Raw genomic sequence first — 21,732 nt, 5'->3', positions numbered from 1 at the left:
CTTCGGGATTGCGCCCTTTGCGGTTAAAAAACATGAAACAAGATTTCCTAAAATACCAAGCACAAACGTCTCCGTATCCTTTGAATATGGAAGTTTCTCATGCTGTTGGTTCTTATGTTTACGATACGAATAACAAAAAATACTTAGATTTTGTGGCTGGAGTTTCGGCGACAAGTTTAGGCCATCAACACCCAAGATTGAATCAAGCCATCAAAGACCAGTTGGATAAATATTCTCACGTTATGGTGTATGGCGAATATGCACAACATCCTGCTGTTGCCTATTGCAAATTATTGGTGGAGAATTTACCTCCGAGTTTAAACAAAGTTTATTTAGTAAATTCAGGAACCGAAGCTTGTGAAGGCGCATTGAAACTAGTTCGCAGAGTAACCGGTAGAAGCCAATTGATTTCGTGCCACAATGCCTATCATGGCAATACGATGGGTTCGATGAGTGTGATGGGTTTTGAAGAGCGCAAACAAATCTTTCGTCCATTAATTCCTGATGTCGATTTTATCACATTCAATAACGAAGAAGACATTCAAAAAATAACAACCAAAACCGCCGGAATCATTCTTGAAAGTATCCAAGGCGGCGCGGGTTTTATAGAACCAAAAAATGATTTCTTAATTAAAATCAAAAAACGCTGTGAAGAAGTTGGTGCCTTAATGATTCTCGACGAAATCCAACCTGGATTTGGACGCACAGGAAAACTGTTCGGTTTTGAAAACTACAATGTCGTTCCGGACGTAATTATAATAGGAAAAGGTATGGCTGGTGGTATGCCTGTTGGAGGTTTTGTTGCTAATTCCAACCACATGGATTTATTAAGCCATGATCCAAAGCTTGGACACATTACCACTTTTGGCGGTCACCCTGTCATTGCGGCAGCCTGTTTAGCCACTTTGGAAGAAATTTTGGAAAAAGACTACGCAAGCCAATCATTAGCTAAAGAAAAGCTATTTCGAACCCTTTTGGTACATCCTTTGATAGAAGAGGTTCGCGGAAGAGGTTTGATGCTCGCAGCGATAACAAAAGATGCAGAAATTACTAATAAAGTAATTTTTAAATGCCAGGAAAAAGGTTTGATTTTATTTTGGCTGCTTTTCGAAGGTTGCGCTATCCGAATCACTCCTCCGTTAACAATATCTGAAGATGAAATCAGAGAAGGTTGCGCTATTATTATTGATGCTATGAATGCCATTCAAAATGAAAATTGATATTGAATTTTGAAATTGATATTTTCATTGTTAAATTGTTAATTAAATTGTTTACAACAATAATCGCAACTCACTAAAAAAGCACCGTGTTTTCCTAATTTTATTAAGGATAATTTTAACACCTACTGTTATGCACCTAGATCACGACGAAGAAGATTACAACTTATCCTTATCGAAATTTGAATCGATGTTGAAGACCAACAAAGTTCTATTTTTCGACTCAGAGGAATTCGAGGAAATCATTCTACATTACCTCGATATGGGAAAAGCGACTTTAGCAAAGAAAGCTTTAAAGTTAGGACTTGATCAACACCCAAAATCTACCGGACTAAAATTGGTTCAGGTAGAAATGTTGGTGTACGATGACAAACTCGATCAAGCTGAAAGGTTGCTTAACGAACTGTATGCTATTGAACCAACTAACGAAGAAATTTTTATCCAAAAAGCCAATATTTATTCCAAAAGAGATGATCACGAAAAAGCGGTCGAATTCTTAAAAACAGCGTTGAAATTTACCGAAGATTTTGCTGATGTCTACAACTTAATTGGTATGGAATATCTTTTTATGGATAATCTGGAATTGGCAAAAGAAAACTTTATCAAATGTTTGGAAGAAGATTTTGAAGATCAATCTGCCTTATATAATGTGGTGTATTGCTTCGAATTTTTAGACCAAAACTTGGAAGCCATTGAATACCTTAAAACATATATTGATAGAAATCCCTACAGCGAAATTGCTTGGCATCAATCAGGAAGATTATATTACGGAGTAAAAGATTATGAAAATGCAGTTCGTTCTTTTGAATTCGCAACCTATATAGATGAAGAATTTGTTGGCGCTTACATGGAAAAAGGTAAAGCTTTAGAGCGATTGAAACGCTATGAAGACGCCATTGAAAGTTATAATAAAACTATCGAATTAGATGACCCAACATCCTATGCTTTGTTGCGCATTGGTAAATGTTATGAAAAACTAGGCAATAAAGTACAAGCATTGAAATTTTTCAACAAAACAGTACACGAAGATCCATTGTTAGATAAAGGTTGGATTGCGATTACTGATTTTTATGTTCGTCAAAAAAATTATCAAAAAGCTTTATATTTTGTCAACAAAGCATTAGCTATTGATGACCAAAATCGTTTGTACTGGAAACGTTATGCTACGATTAACAAAGCGATGGATCATTTTGAAGAAGCTGAATTCGGTTATCGTAAAGCTATTGAATTTGGTGATTATCAATTAGACACTTGGTTGTTTTGGGTTGACATTATGCAAATAATGGGCGAATACAACAACGCCATTTTAACTTTAATTCAAGCAGCAGAATACTTCCCGGATGATTACGAAATAGAATACCGTATGGCAGGTTTTCATATGCTTTTGAACGAAGAAGAAAAAGGAAACTACCATTTGAGTAACGGCTTGCGAATCAATTCCAAACACAGCACCATTATAAAAGAACTATTTCCAACCGTTTGGGATAGAGCATCTGTACAAGAATATATTGCAAAACACACAAAACCAGAATAAATGTCGCGAAGACAATTTGGCTTACTCGGCAAAAACATTTCTTATTCATTTTCGAAGAAATACTTCACTGATAAATTTGCTTTAGGGAACTTAGCCGATTGCTCTTATGAGAATTTCGACATTCAAACCATTGAAGAATTCCCGTCAATTATTACCAATAATCCTGATTTAAAAGGATTAAACGTTACCATTCCCTATAAAGAAAGTGTCATTCCATACTTGAATAAACTTTCTAAAAACGCTGCTCAAATTGGAGCCATAAATGTCATTCGGGTAACCAAAAAAGGCAACTTAAAAGGATACAATTCCGATTATTATGGTTTTATGAAATCCTTAGAACCATTAGTACAATCGCATCATAAAAAAGCATTAATTCTGGGAACTGGTGGCGCAGCCAAAGCAATTTCTTTTGCGTTAGACAAACTCGGAATTCTTTACACTTTTGTGACTCGTGAAGAAAAAGAAGGCATGATTGATTATAACCGAATCAATGCAACCACTTTTGATAATTACCATATTATCATCAATTGTACGCCAGTTGGAACTGCTCCAAACACAAAAGAGTTTCCTCCAATTCCTTATAATTTTTTTACAGATAAACACATTGCTTTCGATTTGATATACAATCCGGAGGAAACGCAGTTTTTGAAGAAGGCAAAAAAGAAAGGCGCTATTACCAAAAACGGTCACGAAATGTTAGTCCTTCAAGCGGAAAAAGCCTGGAAGATTTGGAATAAATAATCAAAACTATAAAACCATGAAACCAAACAGAAGAAGAATTGTTTTCGCAGTATTGTTTATGCTTTCCGTTGGAAATTTTAGCCGAATTCAGGGAAACGAAAATATTAGAACCGTACAATTTTTGGCTATTTTTGCTATGGGAATGTTGTTCAGTTTATTGGTAAGAGAAATTATTGAAAGCATCCGCAATAAGCAGCAATAACACTTTATGAATATCAAACTTTTAGCCATTGGTAAAACCGATAACAAAGCGTTGCAGTCATTAATTGATGATTACACAAAGCGTTTATCGTTTTACATCAAGTTTGATTTAGAAATTGTTCCCGATATTAAAAACGTCAAAAATCTTTCAGAAAGTCAGCAAAAAGAAAAAGAAGGGGAACTGATTTTGTCCAAACTCACACCAACGGATCAATTGATTTTATTAGACGAAAACGGAACGACATTTTCTAGCGTTGGTTTTTCCGATTATCTGCAGAAGAAAATGAATTCCGGTGTAAAAACTTTGGTGTTTGTAATTGGAGGACCTTATGGTTTTAGCGACGAAATTTATCAAAAAGCCCAAGGTAAAATTTCGCTTTCGCTGATGACATTTTCGCATCAAATGGTGCGTTTGTTTTTTATAGAACAATTGTATCGTGGATTTACAATTCTGAAAAATGAACCGTATCATCATCAGTAAAAGTACGAAGTCAGAAGTGCGATTTACGAAGTTTAGTAAATGTATTCTTTTTTGGTGTTGATAGTAATTCCTTTGGGAGCAATCAAATGCTTCACAAAAAACTGATACTGAATGTATTTCCCAAACGACATTCCTTTATCATAAGCAAAAATAACACTTGAACCTTGAACAGTTTGTTTATCCAAAAAAGCTTGTAATTCATTTTTAGAAAAAACTTCATCTTTAAAATGAACCAAATCATTTCGGTCTAAATAGAAATATACCAGATTAAAATCGGGTTTTTCTAACTTGAATTTCACTTTAGTAAAAGGCAAAAAAGCCATAGTTTTATTCAGTGTATCCGTGTAAGTAAAATAGTTTTCAGACGTTTTGCTTTTGTAAATGATTGTAGCTTTTTTTGTTTGCAGCTTTTTAATTTCCAAAATCACTTTTCGTAACGGTAAACGGGTATCAATATTGAACAGCCAATTGGTAGAACTAATGGAATTGTTTATATTGACATCAACTAAAGTGTCTTTTTCTTCCGTTTTGAAAAAGAAATAAATCGGAGAATGATCTTTTACATCTGTCACAACCGTTTCATTGGCTTGCGACAACAAGACTTCTTTGTTTTGGCAAGACAATAGAACAAACAAAAAACCTAAAACAATTATTCTTTTCATAATTGACTAACTAACTTTATTGTTTCCACTGCTTCTTTTACATCATGCACTCTGAGGATTTTTGCGCCTTTTTGCAACGCAATCGTATTCAAAACAGTTGTTCCGTTTAGTGCAGCATCAGCGGATGTTTCCAGCGTTTTATAAATTATTGATTTTCTTGAAACACCAACCAATATAGGCAATTCGAGCATTTGAAACAACTCTAAATTATTCAAAACTTCAAAATTTTGTTGCTTCGTTTTAGCAAATCCAAAACCCGGATCAATTAGCAAATCGCTGATTCCCAAACTTCGTGCAAGCGCTACTTTTTCGGAAAAGTAAAGCAACATTTCTTTGGTTACATTTTCATAATTCGCCATACTTTGCATTGTTTGCGGATTGCCTTTCATGTGCATCATTACATACGGAACTTTGAGTTTGGCAACGGTTTCCATCATTGTTGTGTCCAAACTTCCTGCTGAAATATCATTGATAATGCATGCACCGTTTTCAATTCCGGCTTTGGCTACTTTGGCACGAAAAGTATCAACAGAAATCAAAGTTTCTGGAAAGTGTTTTAGAACTAATTGTATAACCGGAATTAATCGTTCCATCTCTTCGTCATCCGAAACAAATTCAGCACTTGGCTTGCTGGAATAGGCTCCAATATCGATAAACGTTGCGCCTTCAGTAAGCATTTTTTCAACTTGGCAAAGCACACTTTTATCATCGGAATGTTTGCCTCCATCGTAGAACGAATTTGGTGTAACATTCAATATTCCCATTACTTTGGGTGATGTTAAGTCAATTAGTTTTCCGAGGCAATTAATGGTCATATTTTTTAGTAATAAGTGTTCAGTTGATAGTGTTCCGTTAAGATATCCTTAAATCTTAAATCACTAATCTTAAATCTTCAATCAGCAATGGAAAAAATTCTTTACTTTTGGGAAAATTTGACACAAAGATACATTGAAATGAGTAAAACTTCTCAAGAATATGATAAGGTTATCGCAATTTGCCGACAACTTTATGCCAACAAAATGACAGATTATGGAAGTGCTTGGAGAATCTTGAGATTGCCATCATTAACCGACCAAATATTTATCAAAGCCCAACGCATTAGAAGTTTGCAACAAAACGAAATCCGTAAAGTTGACGAAGACGAAACAAGTGAATTCATTGGGATTATCAATTATTCAATCATGGCGTTAATCCAATTGGATATGGGTGTTGTGGATCAACCTGATTTAGATGCGGCTAAAGCTATTCAGTTATATGATGAGAAAATAGCAGCAACAAAATTGCTAATGGAAGACAAAAATCACGATTATGGTGAAGCTTGGCGCGAAATGCGTGTGAGTTCGTTAACCGATTTGATTCTGCAAAAGTTACTTCGCGTAAAGCAAATTGAAGACAATAAAGGAAAAACTTTAGTGTCTGAAGGTATCGATGCTAATTATCAGGACATGATTAATTACTCTGTTTTTGCTTTGATTTTAATGAAATTTGGACAATAACCCTTCGTCCGACGCTTCGGGAGCGCTCAGGGTGACAAAAAATATACTATGACAACATCATCAAAAAACACTATCGCCTGGTCTTTAAGAATTATTGTGGCGATTCTTTTTATACTCTCTGCTTTAGCTAAGCTATCTAAAGCACATTTATTAGATTCACCCTATTTTGCAATTTCAACATTTGAAGTTAAGCAATTGTATCCTATGGGTTTTTCAGAAGGTTTTGCTCCCTATTTTTCGAGAACACTTATCGGTATTGAATTAGCTTTAGGATTATTGCTTTTACAAAACAATTGGTTACGCAAATTTATTGTTCCCGTGACTACACTTTTATTATTAGTCTTTATTGGTCATTTGAGTTATGTTACTTTTTTAAGTGGTGGAAATAGTGGAAACTGCGGTTGTTTTGGAGAACTTTTGCCAATGACTCCAATAGAAGCTATTATCAAAAATATAATAGCAGTTGGGCTTTTGGCTTATTTATACATACTGTTGCCTAAAGAAGCTAAAGACGGAAATTTTTGGGTTTTGACCACAGTGCTGTTTGCTACAATTTTGGCTATTTTTATGTTGGCTCCAATACAACCACCAGCAAATAACTTTGAAGTTTCGACACCTGAAGAAGTAACTAATGATACAATTCAGACAGCAACTGTGGACACAACAGCAACTTTAGTTTCAAAAGATACCATAAAGAAAGTTGAAGCAGTAAAAACTATTATAAAACAAGTAATAAATGAACCTGAAAAACACAAATCAGGTTATGCATCCTATTTTTCCAAAATTGATACGGGAAGAAAGACACTATGTTTTTTTGTTCCTGGCTGTGACCATTGTCGTGTAGCGGCAAAAGAATTGACAGAATTGAAACAAAAAGATAAAAATTTTCCAGAAATTTCGATTATCTTTATGAATGAAGAAGCAGATTTGATTCCGGACTTTTTTAAATTCGCCGGAGCAGAATATCCTTTTAAAATAATTGAAGTTATTCCTTTTTGGAAAGTATTGGGTTCAGGAAAAGATACTCCAGGTGTGAAATATTTATGGAACGGAAATGAATATAAATATTATTGGGGCATCACTGATAATAAGTTTGACCCTGTTGATTATCAAAAATTGATTAGCAAACCTTTCTCCGAACTTAAAAAATAATTATATTAAGTATTTTTTTACTATTTTTAAATATTAAAATATAGAGTAATGATTAAATATATAATGTCTAGAAGATTGCATCAACGTGTCCTCATTGGAATTGGAGCTTGTGTTGCAGTTTTTTTTATAGGATATTACATTTTGGAGCACATCTCTACATTGGAAGACCCACCATTAGGAAATACTATATACATACTTCTTGGGAGTACACTTGTGTTTACTTCAGGCTTAGGCCTTATTTTAATTATAAAATATCTATATGATTATAAAAAGAAAAAAGAAAGACGAGAACGTAAAAGAAAAAAACATAAATTATTTTATCTAAAAGATGCTGATAAAGAAAAGAAACTTGATTAGTTAGTTTATCCCCAAATTAAAAAAAACATGAAAAAAATAGCGCTATGTTTAATAGTAACAATATCAGTTTTGGCTTGTAGCAAAGCTCAAAACAAAGAATTCTCCAAAGAGAGTTTATCCAAAAAATTAATTACTACCGAAAACAAAGAAATTTCATTTAAGGAAATTTTAAAAGCACACAAAGGTAAAGTTACTGTGATTGAAGTTTGGGCTTCTTGGTGTGGCGATTGTGTAAAAGCAATTCCAAAAGTAAAAGAAATGCAGGCCAACAATCCGAATGTTGATTACCTATTCGTTTCAATGGATAAAGCTTTTGATAAATGGCAAGCCGGAATTGAAAAACATGAACTAAAAGGTAATCACTATTGGGCAACGGATGGTATGAAAGGTGAATTTGGGAAATCAATTGATTTAGATTGGATTCCGAGATATATAATTCTTGATAAAAAAGGTAAAATTGTAATTTATCGCGCTATTGAAACCGATTTTGATAAAATTAACGAGCAATTAAAAAAACTAGAATAATGAGACAAAAAATTGTTGCAGGCAATTGGAAAATGCACAAAAATGCGGAAGAAACAGAAGATTTATTAAATGAATTAATAGATAAATTACCTAATGATGTTGAAGCACAAGTCATTGTAGCTCCAACATTTATTAACCTTGCTTCCGCTGTGGATCATTTAGAGTTTACCAATATTGCAGTTGCTGCACAAAACATGAGTCAGTTTGAAAGTGGTGCTTACACCGGAGAAATCTCGGTAGATATGCTTAAAAGTGTCGGAGTAAATATTGTTATTATCGGCCATTCTGAAAGACGTGCTTATTTTCATGAAACCGATTTTATTTTAGCAGATAAAGTAACAACTGCATTATCACACAATATGACAGTAATTTTTTGCTTTGGCGAAGAATTAAAAGACAGACAAAACAACCAACATTTTAATATAGTCGAAAACCAACTTCGTGATGGTTTGTTTCATATAAACGACAAAGATTGGGAGCAAATAGTTTTGGCATACGAACCTGTTTGGGCAATCGGAACCGGAGAAACTGCTTCACCGGAACAAGCACAAGAAATGCATCGATTCATTAGAGAAACAGTAAGACAACGTTTTGGAAGTACCATTGCCGAAGATGTTTCCATACTATACGGAGGTAGCGTTAAACCTGATAACGCTAAAGAGATTTTCTCAAAACCAGATGTTGATGGTGGACTAATTGGTGGTGCAGCTTTAAAGGCAACCGACTTTGCCGCAATTGTCAGTTCGATATAAGAAAAATATCATTAAAATTACAAGCCTTTCATTAATTTGAAAGGTTTTTTTTATTTATTTTCTATTTATATTGCATTTCATCGATATTATTTGCATTTAAACAGATTAATAGTCTATTTTTACTTCGCCCTAAAGTCAAAACAAATGAAAACAAAATTCACCCTAATTCTTGTGATGCTATTCACATTGAATAGTCATGCCCAAGTTGATATTCAGAAACGGTTTCAATCCGATTCGAGAAAATATTATAATTGGAACAAAGAGTTTGAAAAATACGAATTGAAAGAAACAGAATACGAAAACACCATTATTGATATTCGTGAAATAGGATCAAAAACTAATGGTTATATCGTAATCAGCATGTATGATAATGGGCAAGTGCGATTGCATCATGGCTCTATAGTTGAATTCACTCAAACCAGTGAAGAGGAAGGAACATGGTTGATACGCTCCAAATTTATGAAGGCAAAATTGGTCTACAATCCAAAAGAAAATACCATTACCTATCTTTATGATGCCGAAGGAAAACGCTATAGTAAATTGATGATTTTCAAAGTAACTCCAGATGAAATTCCGAATGCCAGCTTAAAAACTGTTGCCAAAACAGACGATTAATTTTTTGATGAAATGACTTCAATGTAAGGGTATCGATTGTTACCTTTGCAAAAAAAAGAATGTCAAACATCTATTTAGCATATCATTTTTCGGTTGAACCAAAAGAACTAGGTTCTGAAATTTTAATCGCAGAACTTGGCGAAAAACCTTTTGAAAGTTTCATGGAAACCGAAAACGGATTTAGCGCCTTTATTCAAAAAGACCTTTGTACTAAAAATATATTAGATGATATTTATTTGTTACATTCTCCTGAATTCACTATTTCCCACACTATCGAAGAAATTGAGCAAGTCAATTGGAACGAAGAATGGGAAAAAAACTTCGAGCCAATTGATGTAGGCGGAAAATGCCATGTTCGCGCACCGTTTCACCCAAAAACCAACGCCGAATTTGATATTGTCATAGAACCTAAAATGAGTTTTGGAACTGGTCATCACGAAACAACTCACATGATGATTCAGCATCTTTTAGAAACAGATGTAGCCAACATGAAAACTTTAGACATGGGTTGCGGAACTGCAATTTTGGCTATTCTTGCCGAAATGAAAGGCGCCAAACCTATTGATGCTATCGATATTGATAACTGGTGTTATTTGAATTCAATTGAAAATGCAGAACGCAATAATTGTCATGAGATTTCTGTTTATGAAGGTGATGCTTCCTTACTAAAAAACAAAACATACGATTTGATTATTGCCAATATCAATCGGAATATTTTGCTAAATGATATGCAGCAATACGTTGATTGTTTGAACAAAAACGGCATCCTTTTATTAAGCGGATTCTATAATGAAGACATTCCATTTATTGACGAGTCGTGCACCGAAAAAGGCCTGACATTTGTTAAAAAATTCGAAAGAAACAATTGGGTTTCTTTGAAATATGTAAATTAGCAGCTGAAAATTTTACACTTGTAAAACGAAATGAAAATGAGTACTATTGAAAAAGTTCAAGAAGACGTTTTAGTCGAAGAACAAATTGGAATTAACAACGAAATTGTATTGTATAATGATGAAGTCAACACTTTTGATCATGTGATTGACACGCTGATTCGTGTTTGCAAGCATACTTCTGAGCAAGCTGAACAATGCGCTATTTTGGTTCACTACAAAGGAAAATGTACGGTAAAAACAGGTTCGTTTGACGAACTAAAATCAGAATGCACCCAATTGTTGGAGGCTGGTTTGAGTGCGGAGATAGTTTAAAAGTTTATGAAGTTTATGTTTGTTTTACTGAACACTAATTTCTGAACACTAAGCCTTAAACTTCCAATCAAACTCGTCGTTATTATTGATAATAGCACCAATTTCAACTCGAATAATATCATCATATTCTGATTGCAGAATTAACCAATTACTTTCATTGAAGTGATTTTCAGTGGTGTCAAAATCTTCTTTTGTCCAGGATTTGAATGGCAATTCGTTTTTAACAACTTCTATGTTTCTTCCTATGACTTTTCTATCTAAAATAGTTGCCTCTTGATGTGAACAAATGATGTAACCCAAACGAAAATCTTCGTCTTCATAAAAAGTTAAACTACATTTCTGAGCGTTATACAAACAGATAACATTTCCGTCTTCGTCTTTATATTGTTTGTCTGCTTTGCCATATAAAGATTCAACATCTTTTTGTTTCATGCCAAAAAGCAATTTTTCGACACCATTTTTTAAGTTAATAGTCATAGTCTGTTTTAATAATAAAATCGCATTTATTAAAGATATAAGAAAAAATTCATAAATTAGTACTTACATTCTTTTTGCAAAGTTAAATTATATTAAATAATTTATTTTATGAAATCTATTCAAATACAAACAATAACTATCGTATTGAGCGTGATTGTGTTTATTATTTCACTAACTCAATTTGTAGTTACCATTGATTACGACATCATTGAATCGGTAAATTCTTGGCAATATTTAACCATTGGAAGTGTCGCCATATTTGGAGGTGGTGTATTAGAATGGTTAATTTGGTTAGCCAATCCTTTGTATGTGATATCAATAATCTTATTTGTTAAACACTATAAACTATCCATGATTACGGCTTTTTTAGCTTCTTTTTTAGCCGTTATTTTTTCTACTTGGGAAGAAATTCGAGTGGACGAAAAAGGAGTTTCTGCCAAAATAATTCACTTTGAATTAGGGTATTATCTTTGGGTTTCAAGTATACTGTTATTAACTACAGGAATATTTATATTCTTTAGACACAGAAGCAAAAGAAAAACACATCATGATGGTCACCATCATAAAACCATTAATCAAACTCACTAAAACAGGTGCCTTTTTTTGATTGAAAATGTATTGATTTACTTGACAAATTTGGAAAGAGATTCGTTATTTTTACGTTATGCTAAATCTCAACAACTTACAGCAGTTTTCAGAAAATTTACCCAATACTGAGCGCATGCCATTATTATTTCTTGGGCATGGAAGTCCAATGAATGCTATTGAAGAAAATGAGTTTGTGGTCGGTTTTAGAAATGCTGCCAAAACACTACCCAAGCCAACCGCAATAATTTGTGTTTCGGCACATTGGTTTACAAATGGAACCAAAGTTACGGCTATGAAAATGCCACAAACGATTCATGATTTTGGCGGATTTCCAAAAGCGCTTTATGAGGTGCAATATCCTGCAAAAGGAAACCCTGAATTGGCTGAAACCACAAAATTATTATTGGAACCAACTCTAGTTGAACTCGATGAAAAATGGGGTTTGGATCATGGTGCCTGGTCGGTTTTAAAACATTTATATCCTAAAGCAGACATTCCCGTAATTCAGTTAAGTATTGATTATACCAAACCTGCGCTCTACCATTTTGAGTTGGCACAAAAGCTAAGTAAACTGCGTGACAAAGGTATTCTGATTATTGGAAGCGGCAACATTGTACATAATCTTGGTTTGGTAGATTTTCATAATTTTCATAAAGATGATTACGGTTTTGATTGGGCGATTGAAGCTCGAAGTAAGTTTAATAGTTATCTTTTAAATGGTGATTTCAAATCGTTGATTGATTACCAAAAAGAATCGTACGCCATACAATTAGCTATTCCAACACCGGACCATTATTTACCTCTGATTTATACTTTGGGTTTAAAACAAAAAAATGAAGAACTGTCGCTGTTTAATGATAAGCTTTTAGCAGGTAGTTTGAGTATGACTTCGGTAAGAATCGGGTAATTGTTCCGTAAATTTTTAAAGATTTAACCAAAATTCTGTAACAGAAAAACAAGATTTACAAGCTAAATTTGGATAAACTAAACCATATCCAAATGAACACAACAAAACTTATCGGAGCAGCATTAATCATATTAAGCTTGTCATTAGCCTACATCGGGATAAATAAAATTTCAGACAGCACAACACAAATTAATTTCCTTGGACTGAAAATAGATGCTTCCAATGAATCCGGTAAACAACAAGGTTATATTTATATTGGAGCTGCAATTCTGCTTTTTGGTGGCGGGATTTATACTTTGAAATCAAAAAATCAGTAATGATTACAGGAAGTGGCAACTAAATTTTAAAATTTATTATAATGCCAAATTCAAAAAAAGACGCACCTTAGCAACACAATAATTAAATTGTATAATTAACACCTGGCTAAACAATGTGGTGGCATTATTTATTAGTTTTTTTTGGAGCATTTGTATTTGATGTAGTTCCTATTCCTTTTCCTCCGGCCTTTTCAATCATGGTTCCTTTACAAATCATGTTTAAGCTGAATGTTTGGGTGGTAACTATAGTTGGTGTTGCAGGTTCTATCTTAGGAAGATATGTTCTTACCTTATATATTCCCTTATTGTCCGATAAATTTTTTAATCCTGAAAAAAATAAGGAGGTTCAGTTTCTTGGCAAAAAATTAACTGAGAAAGGCTGGAAAAGTCAGTTGATTATATTGAGTTATTCATTATTACCACTCCCCACCACTCCATTATTTTTAGCAGGTGGAATGGCACGTATAAAACCAGTTCAAATTATTCCGGCATTCTTTATTGGTAAATTCATCAGCGATGCTATAGCTGTACATTTTGGTAAATTCGCTTCAGAAAATGTAGAAGATATGATCAAAGCCACTTTGTCGTGGAAGTCTATTGCCAGTTTGGTACTAGGCTTAATACTTATCTGTGCTTTATTATTTATCGATTGGTTTATGCTTCTTGAAAGGAAAAAATTTAAATTGAATTTTAAAATTTGGAAATAAGAAACAAGCGTAACTATAAATTTAGTACTCAAACTTCCCAAACTCACTAGTAATAGTGAGTTTTTTAGTCTTGTTCTGATGAATATCAGAAGCTGAAGCTTCTACTCTACCCACAATTTGAGCCTCAACACCAAAAGATTTTGAGATTTCGATAATGTCATTGGCTATTTCGTTTGGAACATACAATTCCATTCGGTGGCCGCAGTTAAAGACTTGATACATTTCTTTCCAATCCGTTTTTGATTGTTCCTGTATTAGCTTGAAAAGTGGTGGCACAGGAAATAAATTGTCTTTTATCACATGAACATTGTCTACGAAATGCAACACTTTTGTTTGTGCGCCGCCGGAACAATGCACCATTCCGTGAATGTCTTTTGGAGTGTATTTGTTTAGAATAGTCTTTATAATTGGTGCGTACGTTCGTGTTGGTGACAACACTAATTTACCAGCGTCAATTGGAGAATTTGCAACTTCGTCCGTGAGTTTTGTGTTTCCGGAATATACCAAATCATTTGGCACCGAACTATCAAAACTTTCCGGATATTTAGCGGCTAAATATTTGGCGAAAACATCATGACGTGCTGATGTTAATCCGTTGCTTCCCATTCCGCCATTATAACTTTTTTCATATTTGGCCTGACCGAAAGAAGCTAAACCAACAATTACATCTCCAGCTTTGATATTTGCATTGTCAATCACATCGCTGCGTTTCATTCGGGCTGTAACGGTTGAATCTACAATTATGGTTCTGACTAAATCGCCAACATCTGCAGTTTCACCACCAGTTGAATGAATGGTTACGCCAAAAGTCTTTAGCTCGGCAATCAATTCTTCGGTTCCGTTGATAATCGCAGAAAGTACTTCGCCCGAAATGAGGTTTTTATTTCTTCCGATGGTAGATGAAAGCATTATATTATCAGTCGCACCAACGCAAAGTAAATCGTCAATATTCATAATCAACGCATCCTGCGCAATGCCTTTCCAAACGGAAATATCGCCGGTTTCTTTCCAATACAAATACGCTAAAGACGATTTTGTTCCGGCACCATCGGCATGCATAATGAGACAATAGTTGTCATCATTAGTCAGATAATCGGGAACAATTTTGCAAAAAGCATTGGGAAATAATCCTTTGTCGATATTTTTAATAGCGTTGTGGACATCTTCTTTGGAAGCCGAAACTCCACGAAGATTGTAACGTTGACTGTTATCGGAACTCATGTGTTGTAGTTAGTTGCCCTTCGACAAGCTCAGGGTGAATGTTGTGCAGCAAAGATAAGATTAGATTTGGGATTTGGGATTTGGGATTTGGGATTTTTTTAGAATTATTTCTCCACAATCAGAATCTCTACACGGCGGTTTTCATTTTCTTCTTGGTCGTTTTTTTCAGGAATTGGGTGAATAGGTCTTGAAGTGCCGTATCCTTTAAAAGTCATTCGCTTTCTGTCAATTTTACTTCGTATTAAAGAATTATAAATGGCTCGCGCTCGTGCAGTGGAAACATCGTTTTTGTCACCGTTTGTTTGGCAACAAATATGTCCCTGAATTTCGATTTTCAGTTTTGGATTTTCTTCCATGGCACATCTCAAATCAATTAGTGTAGGCTGTGATTTGGGAACAATTCGAGCTGAATTATTGAAAAAATAAATATTAGGGAGGGTAATAAGTTCGCCCACTTTAGAGCTTTTTATTCTTCTGGTCAGCTCACTTTCGGCAGGCAAAACTGTAGGTTCATTATAAAAAATTGTTACTTTTCTGTTCTCAGCTTGAATTTTGGATTGTTTAAAATCTTTACCAAAAGCAGTTTTTTCTATATTTTTATTGAATTTCAAACCACTTTTATCCAACAAAATCTGAACATTATCAATACGTCTTACCGCTAATTTTTTATTGTAATCCTTAGTATCAATACTATCGCAATAGCCTAACAATTTAGTGATTTCAACATTTTTGTTTTTGGAAATCCATTCGTTTATTTCTAAAATTGACGTTGGATTTGGAAAATCTTTATTGAAATCGAAAAAGACTTCGACTTGTTTTTGTCCCAACGATTTGAGAGAAACCAGAAAAAACAATATGACGATTTTTAATTTCATTATTTATTTACAATTAAGATTTCTACTCTGCGATTGGCAGCTCTTTCTTTTTCATTTCTCTCGGGCACTTTATAAATCGGATCATTGCTTCCGTAACCTCTGAACGCTAATCTATCTACATTAACTCCGTATTTTGTCAAATATTTCAGAATAACCAAGGCTCTTCTATAGGATAATTTGGTGTCATTCGGGTTTGGATTACAGCAAATATGTCCGTGAATTTCAATTACCAGCTTTGGATTATTCATCATAATATCAAGCAATTCATCCAAAAGCGGCAGCGATTCGTCCATCACTCTTTCTGAATTAAAATAAAAATTGATGTTATTTATTCTAACTAAATCGCCTTTTTTGGCTTTATAAAATTTTGATTCTAATGTTGACCTTTCGGCTTCAACAAGTGCTTCCTTATCGGCAACCTCTAGTATATCTTCTTCTTTTGTTTCTTCTGTTGTTACTTCTTTAGTTCGTCCTCTTCCAAAAGGACCATTAGGTATTGTTTGGGCATTTTTTGCATTCGCATTTTTTTCTTTTATCAGATTGTAAAAAACTTCTGCTTTCCTGTTCTCACTTTGATTTTTGGAATATTTAAAATCCTTGCCAATTGCTTTTAGCGCTACTTTATCCGAAACTTTAATATTGCTTTTATTAAAAAACTCCACCATCGAATTCACTCTTCGCATGGCTAACTCTTTATTATAGTTACTATCATCAACACTATCGCAATAACCAAGAACTTTAGTGATTTCAGCAGTTTTATTATCCAAAACCCATTGATGTATTTTAATTTGTGATGCTTCATTTGGAACATCTTTATTAAAGTCAAAAAAAACATCAAGCTTATTTTGGCTAAAGCCATATAACGAAAATAGTGAAATACAAAGTACATAAATCTTTTGCATACTAATTTTCTACAATTAAAATTTCTACTCTGCGATTGGCAGCACGCTCTTGTTCATCTTTTTCAGGTATTGAATAAATAGGCATTGAACTTCCAAAACCTTTATAAGACAAGCGCTCTTTTTGGATTTCATTATGCACTAAAAAATTATAAATGGCTTTGGCGCGTTGTGTTGACAAATCGGCTCTATCAATAGGCATGCAGCACAAATGTCCTTGAATTTCGATTTTTAAACTTGGGTTTTTTTGAAGTACCAAAAGCAATTCATACATTTTTCCACGAGATTCATTTACAACAGCAAAGGTGTTGATTACGAAATTGAGGTTTTCGATTTTGAGTTTTTCACCTGATTTGGCTTCACCCACTTTCTTCATAAAAGCGCGGTCGAGTTTGAATTCAGATTTGGTTCCGTTTGGGTTTTCGAAGACTAATTTTTCGGGGTAAACTATTTCTGGCTTAGGTTCTTCTTTGACGATTTCTTTTTTAATTCCAAGGATTTCATCTTCGCGCGTTAAATCTTTTTCGAGAATATAATAAATGACAACTCTGCGATTCTCAGCTTTGTTTTTGGATTGTTCAAAGCTTTCGCCAAAACTTCTGGTTTTAAAATCTTCTCTGATTTTGATTTGATTTTTGACAGAATTGAAAATACAATTTACGCGTTTTTGGGCTAAAGTATCGTTGAAACCATTGGTACCATCTTCATCTGTAAATCCGTGAATGGCTACTATTTTATTGTTCTTGTTTTCGGAAATCCAAGTTGTTAGTTTTGTGTTTTCTTTGGTATTTAATTCAAACTTATTACTCTCAAAATACACAGTAAATTTCTCTTGAGCATAACAAGTGACTATTGAAATTAAAAAGAAAAAGAAGCTAAAATATGTTTTCATAGGTTAAAAAAAACAATCGAAAGTTACGTAAAATTGTTTGGAGTAATCAAAAATAAGACCAATAATATGTAGAAAATAATTACATTTATTAACTAGTAATGCTTTTTCCTTTTTTAACGGTCAAAAAAAATCCCGCTCGATGAACGGGAATTTTTTTAGCCCTGATGGAAGCGGCATCCTTTTTTGTTTTGTACTTCGACAAGCTCAGCATGACAAAACAAAAAAGATATAGCGAACAGCGGGAACAGCTACAAATTACATTATCTAGTAAATAGCAACTCTCTATATTTAGTCAATGTCCAAACTTCATCATCAACCAAAAGTTCCAGTTTATCGCAATGGGCTCTAATTATATCAAAATATGGTTTTACTTTGTCGCAATACATTTCGGCCATTTTCTGAGCATCAGTTAAGGCATTTGCTTTTTTACGCGCTTCGGTCATTGCTTCCACATTAGAATTAATTCCTTCAATGTGAGCAGAGATTTCTTTGATTAAAGAGATTTGTTCTTTGGCAATTTTCTCAAAATCTTTTCCGAAGATTTCTTTCAATCCACGTACGTTTTCAATTAACGTATTTTGGTAACGAATCGCTGTTGGAATAACATGATTACGAGCAATATCGCCAAGAACTCTTCCTTCAATTTGGATTTTCTTAGTGTATTCTTCCAATTCGATTTCGTAACGCGCTTCCACTTCAACATGATTCATTACATTCAAATCTTTGAATAAATCCAATGCTTTTTTGGAAACTTTAGCTTTCAAAGCCGTTGGTGTCGTTTTATGATTGCTTAATCCGCGTTTCTTTGCTTCTTTTTCCCAAGCTTCGCTATAACCATCACCTTCAAAAAGGATGTTTTTTGTTTCTTTAATATATTCTCTCAATACATTGAAAATCGCTTCGTCTTTCTTTAAATCTTTTTTCTCTATTAAAGTATCTACTTCTTTTTTGAAATCTATTAATTGTTTAGCCACAATAGAATTCAGAGTTGTCATCGCATTAGCGCAGTTTGCAGATGAACCCACAGCACGGAACTCAAATTTATTTCCAGTGAAAGCAAATGGTGATGTTCTGTTTCTGTCCGTATTATCCAAAATTACTTCCGGAATTTTACCAACCACATTCAGTTTTAAATCTGTTTTTTCTTCCGGAGATAACTTCCCTTTGGTTACGCCTTCTAATTCCGCTAAAACTTTTGTCAATTGTTGCCCGATGAAAACTGAAATAATAGCCGGCGGTGCTTCATTTGCTCCTAATCTATGATCGTTGCTTGCTGTTGCAATCGCAGCGCGAAGTAATTCTTCATATTCTTGAACTGCTTTTATAGTATTGATAAAAAACGATAAGAATTGTAAGTTGCTCATTGGAGTTTTTCCAGGAGAAAGCAAGTTTACACCAGTGTCAGTTGCCATTGACCAGTTGTTATGTTTGCCAGAACCGTTTACACCTTGAAAAGGTTTTTCATGAAACAACACTTTAAAATCATGGCGCTCGCCCACTTTTGACATTACATCCATTAATAATGAATTATGGTCAACCGCTAAATTGGTTTCTTCAAAAATTGGAGCTAACTCAAATTGGTTTGGCGCTACTTCATTATGTCGTGTTTTCACCGGAATTCCAAGTAACATACATTCTTCTTCCAACTCTCTCATATAATTTAAAGCACGAGATGGAATTGAACCAAAATAATGATCATCTAATTGTTGTCCTTTTGCCGAAGTATGACCTAACAAAGTTCTGCCCGTCATAACGATATCGGGGCGGGAATTTGCCAAAGAAGCATCAACCAAAAAATATTCTTGTTCCCAACCTAAAGTGGCTGTTACTTTTTTTACGTTTTTATCGAAATATTTACAAACGTCAACTGCGGCTTCATCAACGGCATTTAACGCACGTAAAAGTGGTGTTTTATAATCTAATGCTTCACCTGTATAAGAGATGAAAACGGTTGGAATACACAAAGTTGTTCCAAAAATAAATGCTGGTGAAGTTGGATCCCAAGCAGTATATCCACGAGCTTCGAATGTATTTCTGATTCCACCATTCGGAAAAGAAGAAGCATCAGGCTCTTGTTGTACTAATTGTCCACCTCCAAATTTTTCAACTGGATCTGAACCATCATAAGACGTTTCGAAAAAAGCATCATGTTTTTCAGCAGTTGCTCCTGTTAATGGTTGAAACCAATGCGTGTAATGCGTTACGCCTTTTGACAAAGCCCATTCTTTCATTCCCATCGCAATGTAATCGGCAAGCTTCCTGTCAATCTTAGTTCCGTGCTGCACTGCGTCTTTTACGCCTTTGTGAGCATCTGCAGTTAAGAACTGTTTCATCGCTTTATCATTAAACACATTTGAACCAAAAAGATCTGATTTTCTTCCGGATTCTTCAAATTTTACAGGTTTTCTACCTGATGCATCTTTTAATGCTTGAAAACGTAATGTTGCCATAAATTCAAATTTTAAATAGTTATACTATAGTTTTTAAAATTAAAATACAAAAGTAATCAAACTATACCTAAAAATAAATCTCTGATATTATTAAATTACATTTATTTATCAAAATAAATACATTTTTAGCAATTCACCCCCATAAAAAATACTCTTACAACAAAAATATTTGTTATTATAATAATAAATACCCTCCTATATTTGGCAAATAAAAATTTATTCTATTTTTGCTATAAGATACGATTACAAATAAAATTTATATAATATGACTAAAATAAAATTAGAATACCTTTGGTTAGATGGTTATGAACCAACACAAAATTTAAGAAGCAAAACTAAAGTTGAAGAGCATGAAAATTTTAAAGGAACTTTAGCTGAAATTGGAAATTGGTCTTTTGATGGCTCATCTACAAAACAAGCTGATGGAGGTTCATCGGATTGTGTTTTAGTTCCAGTTGCTATTTATCCTGATCCTACTCGACTAAATGGATACTTAGTTATGACTGAAGTATTGAATGCTGACGGAACTGCCCATCCATCAAACGGTAGAGCTACTATTGATGATGATGGTGATTTCTGGTTCGGATTTGAGCAGGAATATTTCATCATGGATACCAAAACTTTATTGCCTTTAGGATTCCCAATTGGCGGTTACCCTGCTCCACAAGGTATGTATTACTGTTCAGTAGGTGGTAAAAACACACACGGTAGAAAATTAGTTGAAGAGCATGCTGATTTATGTATCGCAGCCGGGTTGAACTTTGAAGGTATTAATCAAGAAGTTGCCTGTGGACAATGGGAATTTCAATTATTTGCGAAAGGAGCTAAAAAAGCCGGAGATGAAATTTGGGTTGCACGATACATGTTAGATCGTTTGACTGAAAAATACGGTTACTATATTGAATACCATCCAAAACCACTTGGTGATACGGATTGGAATGGATCAGGAATGCATGCCAATTTCTCAAATGAAGTATTAAGAACGTGTGGTGACAAAGCTGTTTACGATAAAATATGTGAAGCTTTCCGACCAGTTGTTGAAGAACATATCGCAGTTTATGGCGCCTATAATGAGCAAAGATTAACGGGTAAACATGAAACGGCTTCAATTCATGATTTTTCGTATGGTGTTTCAGATAGAGGAGCTTCGATTAGAATTCCTATTGCAACAGTACAAAGAGGATGGAAAGGATATCTTGAAGACAGAAGACCGGCATCTAATGGTGACCCATACAAAATTGCTTCACGAATTATTAAAACTGTAAAATCTGCATTATAAAAAATTTGTTTAGTTTTAGTAAAAAAGTGCCTTCTTAAATGGAGGGCACTGAAAAACATCTCTTGTTTTGATTAGAGATACTTTTTTTAGACAAAAAAAAACGCTTATAACAGGATTTTTAAAAATTTGTTATGAGCGTTTTTATTTTGGTGACTGATTTTTATTGTAGGTTGTATGATTCG

At 34.0% G+C, this 21,732-nt stretch carries 26 protein-coding genes; 18 read left to right on the top strand and 8 right to left on the bottom strand.

Features of this window, described 5'->3' with window-relative positions; all coding sequences use genetic code 11:
* The first annotated feature begins 32 nt into the window (after window positions 1-32).
* The 5 genes from RMN97_RS03495 (at window position 33) to rlmH (ending at window position 4,174) form a co-directional block, all read left to right on the top strand.
* The gene (locus tag RMN97_RS03495) at window positions 33-1,220 is read left to right on the top strand and encodes an aspartate aminotransferase family protein (protein WP_309613132.1); all 1,188 of its coding nucleotides are present in this window, start codon (window positions 33-35) and stop codon (window positions 1,218-1,220) included.
* Between the two features lie 130 nt (window positions 1,221-1,350).
* Window positions 1,351-2,751 carry a tetratricopeptide repeat protein gene (locus RMN97_RS03490; RefSeq protein ID WP_309613131.1) on the top strand — a complete coding sequence of 467 codons (1,401 nt, stop codon included), beginning with the start codon at window positions 1,351-1,353 and terminating at the stop codon, window positions 2,749-2,751.
* Window positions 2,752-3,492, top strand: coding sequence for a shikimate dehydrogenase (gene aroE, locus RMN97_RS03485; RefSeq protein WP_309613130.1), 741 nt, complete (start codon window positions 2,752-2,754; stop codon window positions 3,490-3,492).
* Between the two features lie 16 nt (window positions 3,493-3,508).
* Window positions 3,509-3,694 carry a hypothetical protein gene (locus tag RMN97_RS03480; protein ID WP_309613129.1) on the top strand — a complete coding sequence of 62 codons (186 nt, stop codon included), beginning with the start codon at window positions 3,509-3,511 and terminating at the stop codon, window positions 3,692-3,694.
* A 6-nt stretch (window positions 3,695-3,700) separates the two neighbouring features.
* Window positions 3,701-4,174 carry a 23S rRNA (pseudouridine(1915)-N(3))-methyltransferase RlmH gene (gene rlmH, locus RMN97_RS03475; RefSeq protein ID WP_309613128.1) on the top strand — a complete coding sequence of 158 codons (474 nt, stop codon included), beginning with the start codon at window positions 3,701-3,703 and terminating at the stop codon, window positions 4,172-4,174.
* A 32-nt stretch (window positions 4,175-4,206) separates the two neighbouring features.
* On the opposite strand, the gene RMN97_RS03470 is transcribed toward rlmH, so the two are convergent.
* A complete protein-coding gene (locus tag RMN97_RS03470; protein WP_309613127.1) occupies window positions 4,207-4,836 on the bottom strand; it encodes a hypothetical protein in 630 nt (209 codons plus the stop codon).
* A complete protein-coding gene (gene folP / locus RMN97_RS03465) occupies window positions 4,833-5,651 on the bottom strand; it encodes a dihydropteroate synthase (RefSeq protein WP_309613126.1) in 819 nt (272 codons plus the stop codon). The genes RMN97_RS03470 and folP overlap by 4 nt, the downstream gene beginning before the upstream one ends.
* A 138-nt stretch (window positions 5,652-5,789) precedes the next feature.
* Between folP and RMN97_RS03460 the strand changes: the two genes are divergently transcribed.
* From RMN97_RS03460 to RMN97_RS03425, 8 genes are all read left to right on the top strand, one after another.
* Window positions 5,790-6,332: a DUF1599 domain-containing protein gene (locus RMN97_RS03460; RefSeq protein WP_309613217.1), complete on the top strand. Its 543-nt coding sequence runs from the start codon at window positions 5,790-5,792 to the stop codon at window positions 6,330-6,332.
* A gap of 48 nt (window positions 6,333-6,380) precedes the next feature.
* Complete coding sequence (locus RMN97_RS03455; RefSeq protein WP_309613125.1) at window positions 6,381-7,484, top strand: MauE/DoxX family redox-associated membrane protein; 1,104 nt, start codon at window positions 6,381-6,383, stop codon at window positions 7,482-7,484.
* A gap of 48 nt (window positions 7,485-7,532) precedes the next feature.
* A complete protein-coding gene (locus RMN97_RS03450) occupies window positions 7,533-7,841 on the top strand; it encodes a hypothetical protein (RefSeq protein ID WP_309613124.1) in 309 nt (102 codons plus the stop codon).
* Between the two features lie 27 nt (window positions 7,842-7,868).
* Entirely contained in the window at window positions 7,869-8,366 is a 498-nt protein-coding gene (locus RMN97_RS03445) for a TlpA disulfide reductase family protein (RefSeq protein WP_309613123.1), read from the top strand.
* Window positions 8,366-9,118 carry a triose-phosphate isomerase gene (gene tpiA, locus RMN97_RS03440; protein ID WP_309613122.1) on the top strand — a complete coding sequence of 251 codons (753 nt, stop codon included), beginning with the start codon at window positions 8,366-8,368 and terminating at the stop codon, window positions 9,116-9,118. Before RMN97_RS03445 ends, tpiA begins: the two co-directional genes overlap by 1 nt.
* Window positions 9,119-9,262: 144 nt before the next feature.
* Window positions 9,263-9,733 (top strand): hypothetical protein, encoded by a 471-nt coding sequence (locus tag RMN97_RS03435; RefSeq protein WP_309613121.1) that lies wholly within the window; start codon window positions 9,263-9,265, stop codon window positions 9,731-9,733.
* Window positions 9,734-9,792: 59 nt separating this feature from the next.
* Window positions 9,793-10,626: a 50S ribosomal protein L11 methyltransferase gene (prmA, locus tag RMN97_RS03430; RefSeq protein ID WP_309613120.1), complete on the top strand. Its 834-nt coding sequence runs from the start codon at window positions 9,793-9,795 to the stop codon at window positions 10,624-10,626.
* A gap of 36 nt (window positions 10,627-10,662) precedes the next feature.
* Window positions 10,663-10,938, top strand: a complete 276-nt coding sequence (locus RMN97_RS03425) for an ATP-dependent Clp protease adaptor ClpS (protein WP_309613119.1) — start codon at window positions 10,663-10,665, stop codon at window positions 10,936-10,938.
* A 48-nt stretch (window positions 10,939-10,986) separates the two neighbouring features.
* Here the strand turns inward: RMN97_RS03425 and RMN97_RS03420 are convergent, their stop codons facing one another.
* On the bottom strand, window positions 10,987-11,415 hold the full coding sequence (locus tag RMN97_RS03420; protein ID WP_309613118.1) for a hypothetical protein: 429 nt from the start codon (window positions 11,413-11,415) through the stop codon (window positions 10,987-10,989).
* A gap of 108 nt (window positions 11,416-11,523) precedes the next feature.
* Here RMN97_RS03420 and RMN97_RS03415 point away from each other — a divergent pair, with 108 nt between their 5' ends.
* The 4 genes from RMN97_RS03415 (at window position 11,524) to RMN97_RS03400 (ending at window position 13,934) form a co-directional block, all read left to right on the top strand.
* Window positions 11,524-12,003, top strand: coding sequence for a hypothetical protein (locus RMN97_RS03415; RefSeq protein ID WP_309613117.1), 480 nt, complete (start codon window positions 11,524-11,526; stop codon window positions 12,001-12,003).
* 76 nt (window positions 12,004-12,079) lie between these two features.
* Entirely contained in the window at window positions 12,080-12,910 is an 831-nt protein-coding gene (gene ygiD / locus RMN97_RS03410) for a 4,5-DOPA dioxygenase extradiol (RefSeq protein WP_309613116.1), read from the top strand.
* A 92-nt stretch (window positions 12,911-13,002) separates the two neighbouring features.
* Window positions 13,003-13,227: a hypothetical protein gene (locus tag RMN97_RS03405; protein ID WP_309613115.1), complete on the top strand. Its 225-nt coding sequence runs from the start codon at window positions 13,003-13,005 to the stop codon at window positions 13,225-13,227.
* Window positions 13,228-13,340: 113 nt separating this feature from the next.
* Entirely contained in the window at window positions 13,341-13,934 is a 594-nt protein-coding gene (locus RMN97_RS03400; RefSeq protein ID WP_309613114.1) for a hypothetical protein, read from the top strand.
* 21 nt (window positions 13,935-13,955) lie between these two features.
* On the opposite strand, the gene RMN97_RS03395 is transcribed toward RMN97_RS03400, so the two are convergent.
* The 5 genes from RMN97_RS03395 to RMN97_RS03375 all read right to left on the bottom strand — a co-directional run bounded on the left by RMN97_RS03395 (window position 13,956) and on the right by RMN97_RS03375 (window position 20,271).
* Entirely contained in the window at window positions 13,956-15,155 is a 1,200-nt protein-coding gene (locus tag RMN97_RS03395; RefSeq protein ID WP_309613113.1) for an AIR synthase related protein, read from the bottom strand.
* Between the two features lie 104 nt (window positions 15,156-15,259).
* Window positions 15,260-16,030: an OmpA family protein gene (locus RMN97_RS03390; protein WP_309613112.1), complete on the bottom strand. Its 771-nt coding sequence runs from the start codon at window positions 16,028-16,030 to the stop codon at window positions 15,260-15,262.
* On the bottom strand, window positions 16,030-16,932 hold the full coding sequence (locus RMN97_RS03385) for an OmpA family protein (RefSeq protein WP_309613111.1): 903 nt from the start codon (window positions 16,930-16,932) through the stop codon (window positions 16,030-16,032). Before RMN97_RS03385 ends, RMN97_RS03390 begins: the two co-directional genes overlap by 1 nt.
* A 1-nt stretch (window position 16,933) precedes the next feature.
* Window positions 16,934-17,821: an OmpA family protein gene (locus tag RMN97_RS03380; protein ID WP_309613110.1), complete on the bottom strand. Its 888-nt coding sequence runs from the start codon at window positions 17,819-17,821 to the stop codon at window positions 16,934-16,936.
* Window positions 17,822-18,081: 260 nt separating this feature from the next.
* Window positions 18,082-20,271: a glutamine synthetase III gene (locus RMN97_RS03375; RefSeq protein ID WP_309613109.1), complete on the bottom strand. Its 2,190-nt coding sequence runs from the start codon at window positions 20,269-20,271 to the stop codon at window positions 18,082-18,084.
* A 265-nt stretch (window positions 20,272-20,536) separates the two neighbouring features.
* On the opposite strand from RMN97_RS03375, the gene RMN97_RS03370 reads away from it, so the two are divergent.
* Window positions 20,537-21,550, top strand: coding sequence for a glutamine synthetase beta-grasp domain-containing protein (locus tag RMN97_RS03370; protein WP_309613108.1), 1,014 nt, complete (start codon window positions 20,537-20,539; stop codon window positions 21,548-21,550).
* The last annotated feature ends 182 nt before the right edge of the window (window positions 21,551-21,732 follow it).

This window comes from Flavobacterium sp., from assembly GCF_031381455.1.
GTDB lineage: Bacteria > Bacteroidota > Bacteroidia > Flavobacteriales > Flavobacteriaceae > Flavobacterium.
This window is presented reverse-complemented; position numbering and strand designations above follow the sequence as displayed.

What these genes read in the sequence shown, in the direction of transcription:
- RMN97_RS03375 (WP_309613109.1), bottom strand. Translation starts at nt 20,271, where the DNA reads ATGGCAACATTACGTTTTCAAGCATTAAAAGATGCATCAGGTAGAAAA.
- folP (WP_309613126.1), bottom strand. Translation starts at nt 5,651, where the DNA reads ATGACCATTAATTGCCTCGGAAAACTAATTGACTTAACATCACCCAAA.
- RMN97_RS03400 (WP_309613114.1), top strand. Translation starts at nt 13,341, where the DNA reads ATGTGGTGGCATTATTTATTAGTTTTTTTTGGAGCATTTGTATTTGAT.
- RMN97_RS03385 (WP_309613111.1), bottom strand. Translation starts at nt 16,932, where the DNA reads ATGCAAAAGATTTATGTACTTTGTATTTCACTATTTTCGTTATATGGC.
- RMN97_RS03395 (WP_309613113.1), bottom strand. Translation starts at nt 15,155, where the DNA reads ATGAGTTCCGATAACAGTCAACGTTACAATCTTCGTGGAGTTTCGGCT.
- RMN97_RS03470 (WP_309613127.1), bottom strand. Translation starts at nt 4,836, where the DNA reads ATGAAAAGAATAATTGTTTTAGGTTTTTTGTTTGTTCTATTGTCTTGC.
- RMN97_RS03390 (WP_309613112.1), bottom strand. Translation starts at nt 16,030, where the DNA reads ATGAAATTAAAAATCGTCATATTGTTTTTTCTGGTTTCTCTCAAATCG.
- rlmH (WP_309613128.1), top strand. Translation starts at nt 3,701, where the DNA reads ATGAATATCAAACTTTTAGCCATTGGTAAAACCGATAACAAAGCGTTG.
- RMN97_RS03435 (WP_309613121.1), top strand. Translation starts at nt 9,263, where the DNA reads ATGAAAACAAAATTCACCCTAATTCTTGTGATGCTATTCACATTGAAT.
- RMN97_RS03445 (WP_309613123.1), top strand. Translation starts at nt 7,869, where the DNA reads ATGAAAAAAATAGCGCTATGTTTAATAGTAACAATATCAGTTTTGGCT.
- aroE (WP_309613130.1), top strand. Translation starts at nt 2,752, where the DNA reads ATGTCGCGAAGACAATTTGGCTTACTCGGCAAAAACATTTCTTATTCA.
- RMN97_RS03415 (WP_309613117.1), top strand. Translation starts at nt 11,524, where the DNA reads ATGAAATCTATTCAAATACAAACAATAACTATCGTATTGAGCGTGATT.
- RMN97_RS03495 (WP_309613132.1), top strand. Translation starts at nt 33, where the DNA reads ATGAAACAAGATTTCCTAAAATACCAAGCACAAACGTCTCCGTATCCT.
- RMN97_RS03490 (WP_309613131.1), top strand. Translation starts at nt 1,351, where the DNA reads ATGCACCTAGATCACGACGAAGAAGATTACAACTTATCCTTATCGAAA.
- RMN97_RS03480 (WP_309613129.1), top strand. Translation starts at nt 3,509, where the DNA reads ATGAAACCAAACAGAAGAAGAATTGTTTTCGCAGTATTGTTTATGCTT.
- RMN97_RS03455 (WP_309613125.1), top strand. Translation starts at nt 6,381, where the DNA reads ATGACAACATCATCAAAAAACACTATCGCCTGGTCTTTAAGAATTATT.
- RMN97_RS03450 (WP_309613124.1), top strand. Translation starts at nt 7,533, where the DNA reads ATGATTAAATATATAATGTCTAGAAGATTGCATCAACGTGTCCTCATT.
- prmA (WP_309613120.1), top strand. Translation starts at nt 9,793, where the DNA reads ATGTCAAACATCTATTTAGCATATCATTTTTCGGTTGAACCAAAAGAA.
- RMN97_RS03425 (WP_309613119.1), top strand. Translation starts at nt 10,663, where the DNA reads ATGAGTACTATTGAAAAAGTTCAAGAAGACGTTTTAGTCGAAGAACAA.
- RMN97_RS03370 (WP_309613108.1), top strand. Translation starts at nt 20,537, where the DNA reads ATGACTAAAATAAAATTAGAATACCTTTGGTTAGATGGTTATGAACCA.
- ygiD (WP_309613116.1), top strand. Translation starts at nt 12,080, where the DNA reads ATGCTAAATCTCAACAACTTACAGCAGTTTTCAGAAAATTTACCCAAT.
- RMN97_RS03380 (WP_309613110.1), bottom strand. Translation starts at nt 17,821, where the DNA reads ATGAAAACATATTTTAGCTTCTTTTTCTTTTTAATTTCAATAGTCACT.
- RMN97_RS03460 (WP_309613217.1), top strand. Translation starts at nt 5,790, where the DNA reads ATGAGTAAAACTTCTCAAGAATATGATAAGGTTATCGCAATTTGCCGA.
- RMN97_RS03405 (WP_309613115.1), top strand. Translation starts at nt 13,003, where the DNA reads ATGAACACAACAAAACTTATCGGAGCAGCATTAATCATATTAAGCTTG.
- RMN97_RS03420 (WP_309613118.1), bottom strand. Translation starts at nt 11,415, where the DNA reads ATGACTATTAACTTAAAAAATGGTGTCGAAAAATTGCTTTTTGGCATG.
- tpiA (WP_309613122.1), top strand. Translation starts at nt 8,366, where the DNA reads ATGAGACAAAAAATTGTTGCAGGCAATTGGAAAATGCACAAAAATGCG.